Genomic DNA, 16,038 nt, shown 5'->3' with positions numbered 1-16,038 from the left:
GACTAGGGAAGAGGGAAGAAGAAAGGTTACTCCCCCACTCCCCCACTCCCCCACTCCCCCACTCCCATTTCTCTTCGGCTGTTGGGGTTTTAGAATAGTAAGCGTTAATATCAGATCAAAAAGAGGAATAGTACGAATTGTGATGAATGCTGCTTGGGCGCGGTTTTTGAAGTCAGCCTACCGCAGGGAACCGATTACTAGCTTTGTGGTTACCGTTGGGGCGGTCGATGCTGCGATCGGTGGTTTGGGCGAACGCTGGTCTTTATTCACGATCGGAATGGGAACGGTAGGATTAGCGATCGCACTCCGTTGGTGGATGATTCACCGTAGCACCGCTGAAGTTCCCTCAGAAGCACCCGAATATTATTTACCCCCTAGCCCGTCTCGACCTCAGTTACCTAATTTGAGCGTTCCCAACCGGAAACATCCCCCCCGCTAGAGGGGAAATGACTAATTTCAGATTTAAAATTTCAAATTTCAGATTTAAAATCGACAAATTTGAAATCTAAAATCTAAAATCTTCCCTTTCCTAATGACTAATGAATACAGCTGTTGCAGGCAAACTGCTTAAGATCGGCGAAGTTGCCGATTATAGTGGGTTGTCGGTAAAAACTATTCGATATTATGACGATCTCGGCTTACTATCCACAGTTGCGATCCGATCTGACTCAGGCTATCGTTTGTTTAATCTTCAGGTACTCAAAAGACTCGATTTCATCAAACGATCGCAGTCTTTGGGGATGAGCCTAAAAGAGATTCAACTATTTCTAGAAATTCACGATCGGGGTAAATTACCTTGTAGCGAAGTAAAGCAACATTTAGAGGCAAAGATAGAAGCAATTGCCAACCAAATCGAAACGCTAGAAATCCTGCGTTCTGAATTGCAAGAATTATTATCTAGTTGGCAAGAACAACCCTCAGCCGACTGCCTAGACAAAATCATCTGTCCCAACATTCAATCCGAACAGGATGAAACCTCATAAAGTTAACTCCAAAAGACAAAAATGGAACAACCCGATCCTCTTAAATCTTTCTTTTATCTTTTGCCTTTTGACTTTTAACTTTCTCAGTCAAGGGCAGTCGAATACCACTGCCCAGTATAAACCATTGCCCGTTCCAGTTCCTCCGCCAGTGGGCATTCCAGTTCCGCCTGCCCCAGTCGTCGTTCCAGTTCCACCTTTTCTCAATACTGGAGGATGGCAAAACGTTAAATTGCTCCACGTTCTCAAAGCTCATTGGGGTCCCGTTTATGCCCTTACTTTTAGCCCCGATGGCAAATTTATGGCTAGCGGTGGAACTGATATTGACACCAAAATTAGGTTGTGGAATCCCATCAAGGGCAAAAATATTCGCACAATTAAAGCTCATAGCAACAGAGTACTTAGTCTTGCCATTACTCCTGATAATCTAACTATTGCCAGCGGTAGCGAAGACACCACGCTCAATCTTTGGAGTCTCAAAACTGGGCGATTAAGCCGTAGTTTGACACAGGATTTTAGTAATATTTTGTCCCTTGCTATTACGCCAGATGGTCAAACATTAGTCAGCGGCGGTTTGGATGGCATAAAATTAATAGATTTGCGGACGGAACGACTGCTTTACACTCGCGTACCTTTGTCTCAACCACTTGTTTATACACTGGCGATTAGTCCCGACGGTCAGCTTTTGGCGACTGGCGGTAGGGATAAAGTAGTTCAATTGTGGAACTTAGAGACTAGCCAATTTCTCGGTGCTATATCGGGACATCAGGGTGCTATTACTTCTGTGGCATTTAGTCCTGATGGTGAAAACTTAATCAGTAGCAGTTACGATCATACGATTAAAGTATGGAATCTCAGAAAAAAGAGATCTTATACACTTTTAGGACATCAAGATATCGTTAATTCTATAGCTGTTAATCCAGATGGACGTACTTTGGCTAGTGCAGGTAGAGATGGTTTAAAACTTTGGGATTTGCAAACTGGACAGCTAATTAGCGAGGTTCCCCTAGATATAGACTGGGTGCAGTGTGTCGCTTTTAGTCCCGATGGGCAATTGCTAGCGAGTGGCGCGTATGATGGGACGATTAAAATTTGGCAAGCTAACTCTAATTTCGTTTCGCCCAACTTGGATAAAAAAATTAGGGAGGGAACTAATATTCCCTCCCGTTGAGTTTTTCTTGTTTTCTGTTTCAGACTGTTCTTTGAGTTTCTTGCGTAGCATCTGCTGTTGCTTTTTCAGCTGTCGCTGACGTGCGGAACCGCCTCTGCCTTTGTCGTTTCTGCCTTCTCGACGGGGTGACTCCCACCGTTTGAGTAATCTAGCCATTGTTTTGTTTGGTTTAGCAACTAAATTATATTGTAGTTTAATTGTCTGGAGTTTAGACTAACCGCGCCCTAAAGTGCGGTTAGTCTAAACTCCTATGCAAGACCTGACGGGGTGACAACAATCGCTCAACTCCTTACTGCGTCCGGGGTTGAGCGATTGTTGTCAAAAAAACTCGGTCTGCTATTCTCAAGAAGACCTAACTAATGAAAATAATTAATTTCTTACCTACATTTTACACCCAACACCTTAAAACTCAACTAAAAAGAGCGGAGTTTTTAATTTTATTTATATTAGTTGTGATGTGACAACAGCATCGAAGAGTAAAGTTAGAAGAATTGGCCTGTCAATTTCCCCAAAAAATCTTTGAGACTGTATTGTTCATTTTTTATATTCTCCTGCGTTATTCTACCATGAATGGGTAAGCGATCGTTAGTTATTAGTCATTTAAATCACGCTCGTTCGATTGATATTATGTTAAATTAGTAAAAAAGGATAAGCATCTACAAAACAATTACTTTGAATAAAGAGAGTTAAATAAATGAGTTGCAGCGCCTATTTTGTGAACCTTTTGTCTCGCCGAGAGTACAGTGCTTACGAACTGCACAAGAAAGGAAAAGAAAAGGGGTTTGATGAGAGTGCGATCGCAGATGCTCTCCAGGAAATTCAATCAAAAGATTACCAGTCAGATCCTCGCTTAGTCGCTACTCTAATTGCCTCATCTCAAGGCAAATACGGGAAGGCTGGAATTAAGCGTAAATGTCTGGAAAAAGGGATTGCCGCCGATGTGTTTGAGGAAGTATGGGATTCGCAAGTGGAAGAAACAGAGGCTGGAGAAACAGGAGAACTGGCGCAGTTAAAAGCTAAGCTTATGCGGAAATACCACATTGATGCTTTTCAAAATATCGATCCAAAAACTAAAGCTAAGTTGATCAATTACCTGAACTACAGAGGGTTTAATCCTTTTGAGGTTTTGCAGCAGTGGCAGCAGGATGAAGGATGAAGGCACTATTTAATCTTATTCGTACATCTGTCTGTGTTGTTGCAAAAGCTGGAGATATTTCTCGTTCGTCTTCGCTTGCATCCATTTGTCTTTAAAGATTGCTGCTGATTCAGCTTTTACTGGGTCTGGTTCATTTGGCAACAGATTTTTTCTAGCTAGAAGCTGTGCTGCTGGATCGGTTTCTTTTTGGGGATTTTGCTTGTACTTTTTGCCACTTTTGTGATTAGCGTATCTGCGCGATCGCGTATAACCCATTTGTAAAAATTTTCGAGCCATATCTGCGCCGACAAAATCATCGCGATCGAGATATTCTAAAAATATCTGGTAAATTTTGTCGGCAGACTCCCTAGCAATATCGGGTGTTTTGAACCGCCAGTAAGGAAGAATTTCTCCTTTATAGGGTTCTACCAAAAGCACTCCTTGCTCTCCTTTACCTACTCGATAAAGTTCGGGAGAAGTGCGAAAATCGATGTTTTTAAAGTCTAAGGTGTAATCAAATGGCTTCATTAGTTTGGTTTAACTAATGCTTGCTTTCAGGATCTCTACACTTAAGTTAGACGATCGCAGCCTATTCTCACCTCTCGCCGCCGACATAGTACCAAAGAATTGTGGGGCTCGATCGAATTAGTTTTTTCAGGGACTGGAGGCGCGGTGAAGCGATCGCAGCGCCTTTGCTTTCAGCCTACGCACCCAGATAAAACCCAAGGTACATCCCCCTCCATAGTAGAGAAAATCGTCCCATACAAAGGAATTGCCAAGCAGCAGACGCCCGAATAAAGTGGCTCGGATCGCTTGTAAAAAGGGAGGTTGCCACAGCTGGAGAAATTCGATCGCACAGTTAAAAATGAAAACCCCCAATGAAGTCCAAGCGGGAGAAGCTTGCGGCCAGACGAAAGTCACCAGTAGAATCAAAAAGATTTGGTACAAAAAATCTCCAAAATAATTGTTGAACCACTTGTGTCCCGGCCCAGGGTAAAATTTGCTGGTCAAACCCAAGACGAAAATGGGGATTATGGTGACCAGGAGAGCGACTCGATAGTTGAAAAAGGGATGCTTGCGGGAAAACGGCGATGTCATCTTAAGCTAATGTCGTTTCTTTACCCCGTCAGTGCGGGATGGCAATCCTCTGGTAAGCTAACGCTATACCAAAGGAAGATGTCAAAATAAAAGCATGAAGCACAGCCACATCTACTGAATCAAGTCTAGCACCGAACAAGTCGCCATCATGGTGTCACATTTAGATAATTTGGTAATAGTGTTTAAGTCTGAGCAGTTTTCTGTTACTTCCGGCGTTTCCACAAAGCGAACTTCGACATGGATACATATTTAATTCATTTTGTCTACTACACATCTTTTGAACATAAAAACAATGGCGCACCCACTGAAGATAAAGAGTGGATCAAAGCCTATAAAATTATTCCCAGAGTCGGGGATTGCGTTTTGAAAGAGGGAGAATGGTTTCAAGTAGAAAGAGTTTTTCTTTATCAGTCACACGCTAAAGGCATAGATGCCCTGGCTCAATGCTCTTTTTATGGCAGCGATACGGAATAAACTAAATAGCAGGGTTTTGTAGTTGCCAAATTGTGAGGATCGCGCCAAGCTATGTTAAGAAATCGGTGGCTACTGGGTTCAGTTGCCTTCATTGTGAGTTTTGGCCTTAGCTTGCTTTTGATCCGAGACATCAAGGCAGCATCGATCGCAGCTGCGATCGCCGTACCTGCTACCTTCTGTGGAGCGATCGCCGTCAACGGCAAGCAGAGAATGCAGCACAAACGCATTAGAACTGGTCTTGAAATGGAAATTCGCCAGTTGGAAAAATGGGGAATACAGCTGTACGATCACCTCACAGCTATGGTAGCGGAACAGCAGAGAACAGAGATTCACATAAATTTTTTGAAAAGACAGTTGAATCAACTGTACGTTCAAACCGCAGAACAACAAAAATATAAGCATCAGCTAACGCAAGAGTTAATTGCTTTGGAAGAACAAAAACGCTTGTTGTCAGCAGACGCGCATCACTGGGAAACAGAAGTTTACCACCTAGAACAACAGAAAGAAGAGTTAGATTTGTGTTTGCGATCGCTCTTATCTGAAAAGCACAACGCCGAAGCAGAAATCCAGCAATTACAGCTAAAAATTACCGAAAATAACCAAAAATCTCAGATAAAAATTAATGACGATACATCTGCTATAATACCTGATGAATGGACGGAATTCGTAGCTCAATTGACCAATTCAGAACTTCAGGTACTCAAAGCCATAGTATATCTAGAAAATCCGAATCCAGAAATCAAAAAGATTGCTGAATCATACATAACCATGCCAGAACTGTTAATTGATGGCATAAACGAACGTGCGATCGCTACGATTGGCGATATAATTATTGAGCCAGGATCGGTTTCTCCTCTAATTGCCGAAGCCGAGTACTTGACAAATATTAAGGAAATTCTCAAATTCAAGGAATAAATATGGCAAAATTGAAAATTCCCAAAAGAGTTTCAACTACACTACTCAGTTCCTTAAGTGGGGGAGTCGTGCCAAGAATCGGACTCGAACATATTGCCGTCGGTCGAGAAAAAGAAATGGCCGCACTATTACAAGACCTAGAAAACATAGGCGCTGGCGGTGCAGCATTCCGCTTCGTTGTCGGACGCTACGGGTCTGGCAAAAGCTTTATGTTGCAACTGCTTCGGAACCACGCAATGGAACAAGGTTTCGTAGTAGCTGATGTTGACTTATCCCCCGAACGCCGACTAGCAGGAACAGACGGTCAAGGTGTAGCAACCTATCGTGAACTAATGCGAAACATCGCCACCAAAACTCATCCCAACGGCGGTGCTTTAGGACTAATTCTAGAAAAATGGATTAGCAGCATTCAGACCCAAGTTGCCGAAACCAGCGGATTGCGCCCCAACGACAGCGGCTTTGATGACCAAGTGGAATCGACAATTTTGTCAGCAGTTAAAAATATTGAAGGCTTAGTCCACGGATTTGACTTTGCCACAGTTGTTACTAACTATTGGCGCGGTTATCGATTAGATGAAAAACAAAGAAAAGATGCGGCGCTGCGTTGGTTTCGCGGGGAATTTGCAACCAAAACGGAGGCAAAAACAGCGCTGGGGGTGCGGATAATTATTGACGACGATACCTGGTACGATTACGTCAAATTGTTTGCAAAATTTGCTGCCGACATTGGCTACAAAGGACTTTTGGTGTTATTTGATGAAGCAGTGCATTTGTGGAAGATAACCAATGCGGTTTCTCGCCAGAACAACTACGACAAATTGCTGGCAATGTTTAACGACACTATGCAGGGCAGAGCGGAACATCTTGGTATTATAATAGGTGGAACACCCAAATTTTTGGAAGATCCCAAACGGGGACTTTTTACCGACCCGGCATGGACTAGACGCACAGCGAAAAGCCGTTTTGCGAAAGCGGGTTTGCAGGATAATTCTGGCCCAGTTATTCAGTTAGAAACTTTGACTCAGCAAGAGATATTGCAACTTTTGCAACGCTTGGCTGATGTTCATACCACTCAATACAGTAGTGAAAAGAAAATTACCAAAAGCGAATTTGATGAGTTTCTGCAAGAAATTATTAGCCGCTTGGGTGCAAATGCGTTGCTAACACCGGGAGAGATTGTGCGAGATTTTCTGAGTGTTTTGAATATCTTGCAACAAAATCCAGAAATGTCTTTTGGTCAAGTTATTCACGGTACTGGTTTGCAGCTTACCACGGCTGGTAAGAAAACTAATGTGGATGAAGATGGCGAAGTTGCTGAGTTTACTCTGTAGGTAAACTGCTTCCAATACTGGAGGGTAATTTTGTGAAAGTCCTAGAGGTGCGGCGTCGCGTGGAAATCAACCAGCAAAAAGAACAGTTCAGTAATGCTTATATACAGGCTGTGGCATCAGTAGCAGGCTATTCACTCTACAAGCCAGCGGTGGACGATGACAGCGTAGACTGGGGGATTGCTGCTAGGGGTGGAACAGGACGTATCCGATCGCCTCGGCTGGAATTGCAGTTAAAATCTACTTCAAGGGATCTTCTCGACGACAGCAATGTTAGATACCCTGTCAAGCTTAAAAACTACGATGATTTAAGAATGGATAACTTTGCCATTCCGAGAATCTTAGTTGTAGTTTTAGTTCCCGACAATCTAGACGAATGGTTACAACAGTCTGAAGAAGAACTCTGCCTAAGATATTGCGCTTATTGGCTGTCACTGCGGGGGATGCCTCAGACACAAAACACGGCAACGGTAACAGTTTCCTTACCTAGAATCAATCAATTTACAGTGTCATTGCTTCAGTCCTTAATGCAACTTATTAGTCGAGGAAATCAACCATGAAAGTAACAGTGCGAGATAGCGAAATTCTTAAAACTATAGAACCCAGTCAATTGGCTGCTTACTTGCAAGCCCACGGCTGGTATAAAGACCGCCCATTTTTGGATAATGCTACTATTTGGCTTTATAAAAAAGATGATGTAGATGAGTTTGAAATTTTGCTCCCTAATAAAAAAAGTCTGGGAGATTATGCAGCTCGTATGAGTGACGCTCTTTCGACACTAGAGGTAGTAGAAAAGCGTTCTCAACTGGATATTTTAAGCGATCTGCTCACCAACGCTTCCGATATAGAAATTCAGGGAATGGTAATTGAAATACAAGATTTTGATTCAATTGGCACCATCGCCTTGATGGGAGTTGTTGTGGGGAAGCTTCGGAGAATCAATGTTGAGCTAAGGCATCCAGAATACAACCTGGCGATTAAAGCTTACCAGGATCGTCTGCCAGTAATATGCACTGGAGACTTGATTAAAAAGGGTAGCTTTTTTGTGCTGAATAACACCCGCAACTTTGCTATCTTTAACACTGTGACACCTTGAAAAAATTCACGCGAAAAGGATGTCTATTAGAAATGACACTTAACTTTGAGTGGAATGAGGAGAAGGCAAGAGCAAACGTTAAAAAACATAGCATTTCATTTGTAGAGGCTGCTACTGTTTTTAGCGATCCCTTCTCTGTGATTATTGATGATCCGCTACACTCTACGGAAGAATACCGCTTTATAGCAATTGGCTATTCTGATAGACAACGCCTATTAGTTGTCGTTTACACAGAACGAGAGGATAATATTCGTATCATTAGCGCTCGTGTTGCTACAAGCCGTGAAAGGAGAACTTATGAACAAGGTAACTAATTTTCAGCCTGATGCAGAAAAGGATGATTCGGAAATGCTGGATGAATATGACTTCAGCCAAGGTGTAAGGGGTAAATATGTCCAACGCTACCCAAAGAATAACCTGCCTGCCTTACCGGGTATTCAGTTTTTCACTGACTCTCAACATAGAAAAACTGCTGTCCTTATCGATTTGAAGAAACACTGGGAACTATGGGCAGATCTTCTAGAAAAATACGAGCTTCCTCCCAGCTTACAGTTTTTAAATGGCGAGGATGGGAAAAAAACTGCGGTACTCCTTGACTTCAAAAATAACCTGGAAATCTGGGAATATATCTACGATCGCCTAATTGCAGAATCCAATTTCAATCCCCAATCCAAAATCTAAAAAGGTAGTAAAGCTTATTGGGAGACAACGAAATCGAAAAATTATTACCGGCAATTCAATCATTGGATATAGAAGGATGACTGATGAACAAGAGAAGTTACTGGAAATAGGAGAAAATATCTGCGATCGCACAATGTCAGTTTAATCCATAATCCATAATCAATATGAATGCTTTCTCCCGACTAGCACCCTTTATCCAAGAATACATCTACAACAACGGTTGGACTGAATTAAGGGCAGTCCAAATCGAAGCCTGCCGAGTTATCTTTGAAACAGACGATCACCTATTGATTGCTGCTGCCACAGCTTCCGGCAAAACAGAAGCAGCTTTTCTTCCGGTTGTGACATTATTGCACGAAAAACCTGCCACAAGCATCGGAGCTTTATACATTGGGCCAATAAAAGCGCTGATCAATGACCAATTCGATCGCCTCAACGACCTTTTGAAACAAGCAGAGATTCCTGTCTGCGCTTGGCACGGCGATGTATTGCGAAGTCGCAAAGAAATGCTACTCAAAAATCCTCAAGGGATTCTGCAAATTACCCCAGAATCTTTGGAAAGTTTGCTCATTAACAAAAAAACTACCGAACTAACTCGCCTGTTCGGAGATTTGCGGTTTATCATCATTGATGAAATCCATGCTTTCATGGGAACAGAACGCGGTTGTCAGGTTCTTTCCCAGTTGGCGCGTTTATCTAAATTTGTGAAAAAACCACCGCGTCGAATTGGTTTGTCAGCAACTCTTGGGGATTACTCCTCAGCTGAAGATTGGCTGCGATCGGAAACAGAAAGATCGGTAATTACCGCCAATATCAGTGATAAACAGCGCAAAGTTCACTTAGCTTTAGAGCATTTCTACATTCAGAAACCCGGTTTCTCAGAGAAACCGGGTTTCTGCGACAGTCCGCACTACAAATACATTTTTAATATCACCAAATCTCGCAAGTGTCTTATCTTTACTAACGATCGGGCCGAGACAGAATCAGTTATTACCAATCTGCGTCAAATCGCCTCTGATGAAGGACTTCCAGACATTTATCACGTCCATCACGGCAGCATTTCTGCCAAGTTGCGCGAAGCTGCCGAAGAAGCCATGCGCGAACCAAATACCCCAGCTATCACTGCCGCTACAATCACTTTAGAATTAGGAATAGATATCGGTCAATTAGAGCGAGTAATTCAACTAGATGCGCCATTTTCTGTGTCCAGCTTTCTACAGAGATTGGGACGTACTGGCAGAAGAGGCGACCCCGCTGATATGCGCTTTGTTTGTACTGAAAATGAGCCATCGGGTGAAGAATCTTTGCCTAATCAAATTCCTTGGCAACTTCTACAGTGTATTGCTATTATCCAAGTTTATTTAGAAGAACGCTGGATCGAACCAATTCGACCTGTGCAATATCCTTTGAGTTTGCTCTATCATCAAACAATGAGTATTTTAACAGCAACGGGGGAAATTTCACCAGCCTATCTTGCCGATCGCGTTTTGACTCTGCCGCCTTTTATCGCTATTTCCAAAGATGATTTTAGGCAATTCTTGCGCTACCTGATAGATCTCGATCATCTTGAACAGACAGAACAAGGTGAATTAGTCATCGGTTCTGCTGCTGAAAAAATGGTGCGATCTTTCCAGTTTTACGCCGTATTTGCAGAACAGAAAGAGTATATTGTCAGAGATGACTCAATGGAAATTGGTAGCATCATTATGCCGCCGCCTGTGGGAGGAAAATTTACTTTGGCAGGTCGGACTTGGGAAGTTTTAGATATTGAGCCAAAAGCCAAAACGCTTTGGGTAAAGCAAGTTGAGGGGATAGCGAGTATTGCTTGGCGCGGCAGGAACAGCGCTAATATTCATACTGGCATTTTGCAACGAATGCGGCGAGTTTTGTTTGAAGATATTGAGTATAGCTATTTGCAAAATGGTGCTAAAGAGAGACTAAAAGCGGCTCGTCAACTAGCTCGAAATGCGGGATTGGATCGAAGTAATATCTTATCGCTAGAAGGTAAGAGTTGTTGTATTTTTCCCTGGATGGGTACTGTGGCTTTTCGCACTTTGGAAAGATGGCTGAATTTATTTGGTCGAGAATCTCTAGATATTAGAAGTATTAGCGGTTCGCCACCTTATTTTCTGACGGTTAAGTGCGGTCAGAGCAAACCAGAAGATATTGGGGAGGCAATTCTTTCTCTTTGTAAGCAGGGAATTAGGGCAGAAGACTTGGTAAATGCCCAAGAAGCGCCGAAACTCCAAAAATATGATGAGTTTATTCCACCCAACTTGCTTCGCAAAGCATTTGCTGTCGATTATCTGGATGTGGCGGAACTTAGAACAATTGTCAGTGGCTGGTAGTCATGGAGCGGGAGAGTGGGGGAGTGGAGGAGTGGGGGAGTGGAGGAGTGGAGGAGTGGGGAGTGGGGGAGCAATAGACCTCTCCAAAAAAGTAGAGACGTTGCATGCAACGTCTCTACAAGGGTTCCAGGTAACGCACCTTTAATTTCTGGAGAAGTCTAATGAACAATTTTCTTTTGACTTTTGTACGGGCGGGTTTAGCCCACACATCTCATTACCAACAGAATATTTTACAAAACCCGCCCCTACTGACTTTTGACTTTTGACTTTTCTAGTCCTTATTCTCCATGTAAAATTGGGCTTTTACGCTTACGGGATCGCGGTTTTAGCGGCGGAAATGTCAATTAAAGCACTTTTGTGTTGTTAAACTTGTAGCGTTTGAGGGTGCGATCCCCGGCATCTATGAAGGGCCACTGAGCGATCGCATTTCCCACCGTCCTTCCCGCGCCCGTGAGCGAGCCGTAAATTCTTGACGGCATTGGCTCACTCTGGCTCGATCGTCTAAAAACATAGGATTTACGTCGCCACGAGGCTCTATGAAAAAAATGTCAGGTTTTAAATTTTCCGGCTACAGTTCGTCAAGGCAAACGCAACGCAGAAATCAAATGGGAGTTGCTGTCTGTATCGGACTGAGTGTGCTGCTGATTGCATATCCCCTATTAGAAAGACACTTTGGCCGTGGGTTTGCGCGAAGAACGATCGTCTGTCTGTGGCCGAGAAAAAGCCGCGAAACGACGGGATATAAGAGCAACACGACAGTTTTTTCCCTGGCGCTGATGCAGCCAGAGAAACGAGCTGGAGAATTAAAAGCGATCGCCAATGGAGACGGCTCCCGCGAGAGTGCTAGAGCCCGTTATCTGCTGGCATCCGATCTAATTGAACAGCAGCAGGGACTTCTTGCGGTGGACTTATTAGAAGGCTTAGAGTGCGATTATTCGCTTTTAGGGGCACAAGCTCTAGTCAAACGCGCGATCGCTTACCAAGCCATCGGCGACGAAGCTAAAGCAACTGCCCAGTGGCAAGATTTGCTCAAACACTATCCCGACTCTCCCGCGATCCCAGAAGCCCTCGTTGCACTCGGCAAGACGAAACGAGAAGATTGGAACGAAGTTATCGCGAAATACCCCAGCCATCCCCTCACCCTGGAAATGGCAAATTCCTGGCTCAAGGAAAATCCCAATCAGCGCGACTTGATGTTGTTACTGGCGAAGTATAGCTTTGACACGCCAGAAATTAGCTTGGTGCTAGACAAGATACTTAGCCAGCCTGGAATGATAGAGGGAAAACCTGTAGAGCCACTCAAACCAGAAGACTGGCAAGCGATCGCTCTTGGCTACTGGAAAGACAAAAAATACGGCCAAGCCAGCGCCGCTTATGCCAAAGCCCCACCCTCATCTCGCCACGCCTACCTTGTCGCTAGAGGACTCCAGCTAGCCGAGAGGGAGACAGACGCTAAGCTCGCCTATAAAAAGATGCTGAGTGAGTTCCCCAAAGCCAAAGAAACCGGAGACGCCCTCATCCAGATCGCCAAAATAGAACCATCCATAGAGGCGGTGCCTTATCTCGAACAAGCGATCGAGCAATTTCCCCAAAAAGCTGGTGAGGCAATGCTAGCAAAAGCTGAAGCTTTAGATAATCTCAACAATCCCTCTTCAGCTGAAGAGACTCGTCAATTATTGCTAACCAAGTATGGCAACTCCGATGCAGCAGCAGAATATCGCTGGAAAATGGCTCAAGCTAAAGCAGCAGAGGGGGATTCCCAGGCAGCATTACAATGGGCACAGCCAATCCTCACTCAAAACCCGAATAGCGAACCCGCTCGTCAGGCAGGCTTTTGGATCGGTAAATGGTCTCTGCAACTGGGACAGCAAGAGCAAGCGAAAGCAGCTTTTGAACAGGTGGTGACAAAATACCCCCAATCTTACTATGCTTGGCGTTCTGCCACTATGCTAGGCCGGGATGTGGGAACCTTCGACACCGTGCGGCAGATCGAACCTCAAGTAGCCTTACCTACCGAGCGCCTCGTACTGCCAATGGGGTCTGAAACATTGAAAGAACTATACCAATTGGCTCAAGATCGCGATGCCTGGACACTATGGCGGGTAGAATTTCAAAACCGGATCGAGCCAACCGTAACCCAACAGTTTACCGATGGTCTCCTGAAACTGGCAGTGGGAGATTACATATCAGGAATTACTCAAGTTGCTACCCTGGAAGACCGAGAGACGCCTTCTGAGCAAGCCGAGTTTGAGTCTCTCAAGCAACAACCCATTTACTGGTATGCTCTATATCCTTTTCCATATAAAGAAGCGATCGAAACTTGGTCGCAAAAGCGTGAGCTAAATCCTTTGCTAGTGGTTAGTGTAATGAGGCAGGAGTCGCGATTTATGCCGAATATCCGCTCTAATGCCGGTGCCGTTGGTGTCATGCAAGTGATACCTCAAGTTGGAGCCTCCGTAGCCAGAATCATCAATCTTAAGCAATACGCCTTAGACAATACCAACGACAACATAAATCTCGGCACATGGCTGATGCTGGAAACCCACCAGAAATTTAAAAATAACTCTCTATTGGCATTGGCTAGTTACAATGCCGGTTCCGGTAACGTCGATAAATGGATTGGGCAGAAAAAAATCACCGATCCAGATGAATTTATCGAAACTATCCCTTTTCCAGAAACTAAAGACTACGTTAAGCAGGTGTTTGGCAACTACTGGAACTATCTGCGTCTGTACAATCCCCAAGTTCAGCAGATGATGACTAATTCAAAGTAAAAAGAATTGGGGATTGGGGATTGGGGATTGGGGATTGGGGATTGGGGATTGGGGATTGCCATGAACTATTCTCTACGAACTATCTACAAACGCGATCGCGAAAATATTGCTCATACAAACTACACCTGGGAGTACAATTATTGCCATCAAGTTTCACCAATCCCATACTATTTAATTTAAACGCCTGCGCCGCTCGCAATCGCACTCCCCTCGCAGCACTCACAACCTCTTCGATCGCTTCTAACAAATCAGGATATTTTTCTAGATTCCACAAATGCCGCCGCAGATGATCGCTATAAATTCCCGCTTCTGTGGCACCCTCTTTCACCACCCGATCTAAAGTAACATCCTGACGCGCAATGCAATACATAGCCAAGCGCACTAAGTAGGGATGTCCTCCCACTAAACCCATTAATTGCTCGACTTGTTTCTCATTCCAATCTAGTTTGTGCCGCATTGCTAACTCTTGCACCTGCTGTGAGTTAAACTCCGGTAATTCTATCGGCAATCCCACATTAAAAGGCGATTTATTGATATCCAACGGAATATAAACTTCTGTCGAATGAACGACTATCAAGCGAAATTTTTTCCAAATATCGCGCCGTTTGGATTCTTCATGCAAAGCTCGCAACAAACCAAAAAAGTCATCGGCAATTTCGGGAGATTCAAACACGCGATCGACTTCATCTAAACCCAATGTTAGGGAAGTCGATATTTCCGGCAACAAAAACTGTTCAAAGTAAGCTTTACAGCACTGGTTGCTGCCAATAATATCTGCTAATTCCCAACACTTGCCCAGCTTCTCCAGCATCCCCAATTCTTGTCCGACGCTGGCACAAAACCACTGTAAAAATGTATCCGAGTTGGTAAGAATTCGTTTATTAGCTAACTGAAAACTCAATGCGATCGCTCTTGAGCCTTGTTCCTCTGCGTGATGCAGAATCCTCGCCATTAACGAGGTTTTGCCCATCTGCCTGGGCGCTTTGATGCGGATGAGGGCACCAGGCTGACATATTGTCTCATAACAGCGCGTTTCGATGGGAGGACGATCGATATAAAAGCTCGATGCCACCTCCACTTGCCCCTCCGGTAACTCTGGTGACGCGACTGGGAGGGGGGGAGTGGGTGAGTGGGGGAGTGGGGGAGGGGGGGAGTGGGTGAGTGGGTGAGTGGGGGAGTGGGGGAGAATGCCCAATTGCCTGCCAATTGCCAATTCCCAGTCCCCAGTCCCTTCAGTAGCCAAGTTTACAGCTAATTTGCTGGAGGCGCTTAGGGAAGTGCGTCCTTGGGCCACTACGCTGAGAACTTCTGAGACTATGATTGAGGTGTCGTCGTCGCTACACCACTGCCAAGGCTGACTTTCTTGCAAAAGTTGCAGCAAATCGAAGGAAAGAGGCGTTTTGGTTTGTAAACCTACGCATAGCGGTAAAATGGCTGGCTTTTGGGCGGTAAAGTTGTGCAATTCTTTGGCGACCCGCACTTCTTCCAAGACGATTTCGCTGACGGCGGATTGCTGGGACAACAGCAGCAGCAAGTAATCGCAGCTTTGTAAATATTGTTCGGGCGGAGTGTTTTCAGATGCGATCGCAACTTCGTGTCCCGCCGCACTCAAAGCTTGCTGCAACTGCTGGACGAGGCGGAAGTCTTGATGACGACTGCTGATGAAAACTTTAGCTTTCAGGTTATTTATTTCATTTTCTGGCAAAGTATCGGATAAATCGGCTATATTTCGCCACTCTTGGCTCAATATCTGACAAATTTCCCGAAAATTAACATAATCAACGGGTCTGCCATTGAGAAAATTGCTCACAGTAGATTGGGCTATCCCTAGATCTTCAGCGAGGACTTTTTGACTGGGAAAGCCGTTTCTGAGGAGAGACGACTTGACTGTAGGGATGCACTCAGAGCGAACTTTTAGCGATCGCGGCATTGATTCTGCATAGCAAAGATACTTTCCACATCGTGAACTACCCACACTAAATCGAAGCGATTATAGTGTGGGCTTCTAACATCACAGAAGAATGCCTCAGAACAGACT

At 44.4% G+C, this 16,038-nt stretch carries 16 protein-coding genes; 13 read left to right on the top strand and 3 right to left on the bottom strand.

Annotation, left to right across the window (positions count from 1 at the left end; genetic code table 11):
• Positions 1-142: 142 nt before the first annotated feature.
• From LAY57_RS20490 to LAY57_RS20475, 4 genes are all read left to right on the top strand, one after another.
• Positions 143-439, top strand: coding sequence for a hypothetical protein (locus LAY57_RS20490; RefSeq protein WP_249068730.1), 297 nt, complete (start codon positions 143-145; stop codon positions 437-439).
• Positions 440-539: 100 nt separating this feature from the next.
• Positions 540-983, top strand: a complete 444-nt coding sequence (locus LAY57_RS20485) for a heavy metal-responsive transcriptional regulator (protein WP_249068729.1) — start codon at positions 540-542, stop codon at positions 981-983.
• A gap of 67 nt (positions 984-1,050) precedes the next feature.
• A complete protein-coding gene (locus LAY57_RS20480) occupies positions 1,051-2,151 on the top strand; it encodes a WD40 repeat domain-containing protein (RefSeq protein WP_249068728.1) in 1,101 nt (366 codons plus the stop codon).
• A 694-nt stretch (positions 2,152-2,845) separates the two neighbouring features.
• The gene (locus tag LAY57_RS20475; protein ID WP_249068727.1) at positions 2,846-3,307 is read left to right on the top strand and encodes a regulatory protein RecX; all 462 of its coding nucleotides are present in this window, start codon (positions 2,846-2,848) and stop codon (positions 3,305-3,307) included.
• A gap of 15 nt (positions 3,308-3,322) precedes the next feature.
• Here the strand turns inward: LAY57_RS20475 and LAY57_RS20470 are convergent, their stop codons facing one another.
• Together LAY57_RS20470 and LAY57_RS20465 are read right to left on the bottom strand one after the other, a co-directional pair.
• Entirely contained in the window at positions 3,323-3,814 is a 492-nt protein-coding gene (locus LAY57_RS20470; protein ID WP_249068725.1) for a DUF4385 domain-containing protein, read from the bottom strand.
• Positions 3,815-3,940: 126 nt separating this feature from the next.
• A complete protein-coding gene (locus tag LAY57_RS20465) occupies positions 3,941-4,384 on the bottom strand; it encodes a ribosomal maturation YjgA family protein (protein ID WP_249068723.1) in 444 nt (147 codons plus the stop codon).
• A gap of 237 nt (positions 4,385-4,621) precedes the next feature.
• Between LAY57_RS20465 and LAY57_RS20460 the strand changes: the two genes are divergently transcribed.
• The 9 genes from LAY57_RS20460 to LAY57_RS20420 all read left to right on the top strand — a co-directional run bounded on the left by LAY57_RS20460 (position 4,622) and on the right by LAY57_RS20420 (position 14,000).
• Positions 4,622-4,858: a hypothetical protein gene (locus tag LAY57_RS20460; RefSeq protein WP_249068719.1), complete on the top strand. Its 237-nt coding sequence runs from the start codon at positions 4,622-4,624 to the stop codon at positions 4,856-4,858.
• Positions 4,859-4,909: 51 nt separating this feature from the next.
• Positions 4,910-5,773 carry a tellurite resistance TerB C-terminal domain-containing protein gene (locus tag LAY57_RS20455; RefSeq protein WP_249068717.1) on the top strand — a complete coding sequence of 288 codons (864 nt, stop codon included), beginning with the start codon at positions 4,910-4,912 and terminating at the stop codon, positions 5,771-5,773.
• A 2-nt stretch (positions 5,774-5,775) separates the two neighbouring features.
• The gene (locus LAY57_RS20450; RefSeq protein WP_249068715.1) at positions 5,776-7,104 is read left to right on the top strand and encodes an ATP-binding protein; all 1,329 of its coding nucleotides are present in this window, start codon (positions 5,776-5,778) and stop codon (positions 7,102-7,104) included.
• Positions 7,105-7,136: 32 nt separating this feature from the next.
• On the top strand, positions 7,137-7,661 hold the full coding sequence (locus LAY57_RS20445; RefSeq protein WP_249068713.1) for a DUF4365 domain-containing protein: 525 nt from the start codon (positions 7,137-7,139) through the stop codon (positions 7,659-7,661).
• Positions 7,658-8,197, top strand: coding sequence for a hypothetical protein (locus LAY57_RS20440; RefSeq protein ID WP_249068712.1), 540 nt, complete (start codon positions 7,658-7,660; stop codon positions 8,195-8,197). Before LAY57_RS20445 ends, LAY57_RS20440 begins: the two co-directional genes overlap by 4 nt.
• Positions 8,198-8,229: 32 nt before the next feature.
• Positions 8,230-8,511: a BrnT family toxin gene (locus tag LAY57_RS20435; RefSeq protein WP_249068710.1), complete on the top strand. Its 282-nt coding sequence runs from the start codon at positions 8,230-8,232 to the stop codon at positions 8,509-8,511.
• The gene (locus LAY57_RS20430; RefSeq protein ID WP_249068709.1) at positions 8,495-8,878 is read left to right on the top strand and encodes a hypothetical protein; all 384 of its coding nucleotides are present in this window, start codon (positions 8,495-8,497) and stop codon (positions 8,876-8,878) included. The genes LAY57_RS20435 and LAY57_RS20430 overlap by 17 nt, the downstream gene beginning before the upstream one ends.
• A 164-nt stretch (positions 8,879-9,042) precedes the next feature.
• The gene (locus LAY57_RS20425; RefSeq protein WP_249068708.1) at positions 9,043-11,226 is read left to right on the top strand and encodes a DEAD/DEAH box helicase; all 2,184 of its coding nucleotides are present in this window, start codon (positions 9,043-9,045) and stop codon (positions 11,224-11,226) included.
• A 545-nt stretch (positions 11,227-11,771) separates the two neighbouring features.
• Positions 11,772-14,000: a lytic transglycosylase domain-containing protein gene (locus LAY57_RS20420; protein WP_249068707.1), complete on the top strand. Its 2,229-nt coding sequence runs from the start codon at positions 11,772-11,774 to the stop codon at positions 13,998-14,000.
• A 79-nt stretch (positions 14,001-14,079) separates the two neighbouring features.
• On the opposite strand, the gene LAY57_RS20415 is transcribed toward LAY57_RS20420, so the two are convergent.
• Positions 14,080-15,930 carry an AAA-like domain-containing protein gene (locus LAY57_RS20415; RefSeq protein WP_249068705.1) on the bottom strand — a complete coding sequence of 617 codons (1,851 nt, stop codon included), beginning with the start codon at positions 15,928-15,930 and terminating at the stop codon, positions 14,080-14,082.
• Positions 15,931-16,038: the final 108 nt, after the last annotated feature.

Source organism: Argonema antarcticum A004/B2, assembly GCF_023333585.1.
Classification (GTDB): Bacteria; Cyanobacteriota; Cyanobacteriia; order Cyanobacteriales; family Aerosakkonemataceae; genus Argonema; species Argonema antarcticum.
Note: the sequence above shows the minus strand (reverse complement) of the source record. Positions and strands in the feature narration are given on the sequence as shown.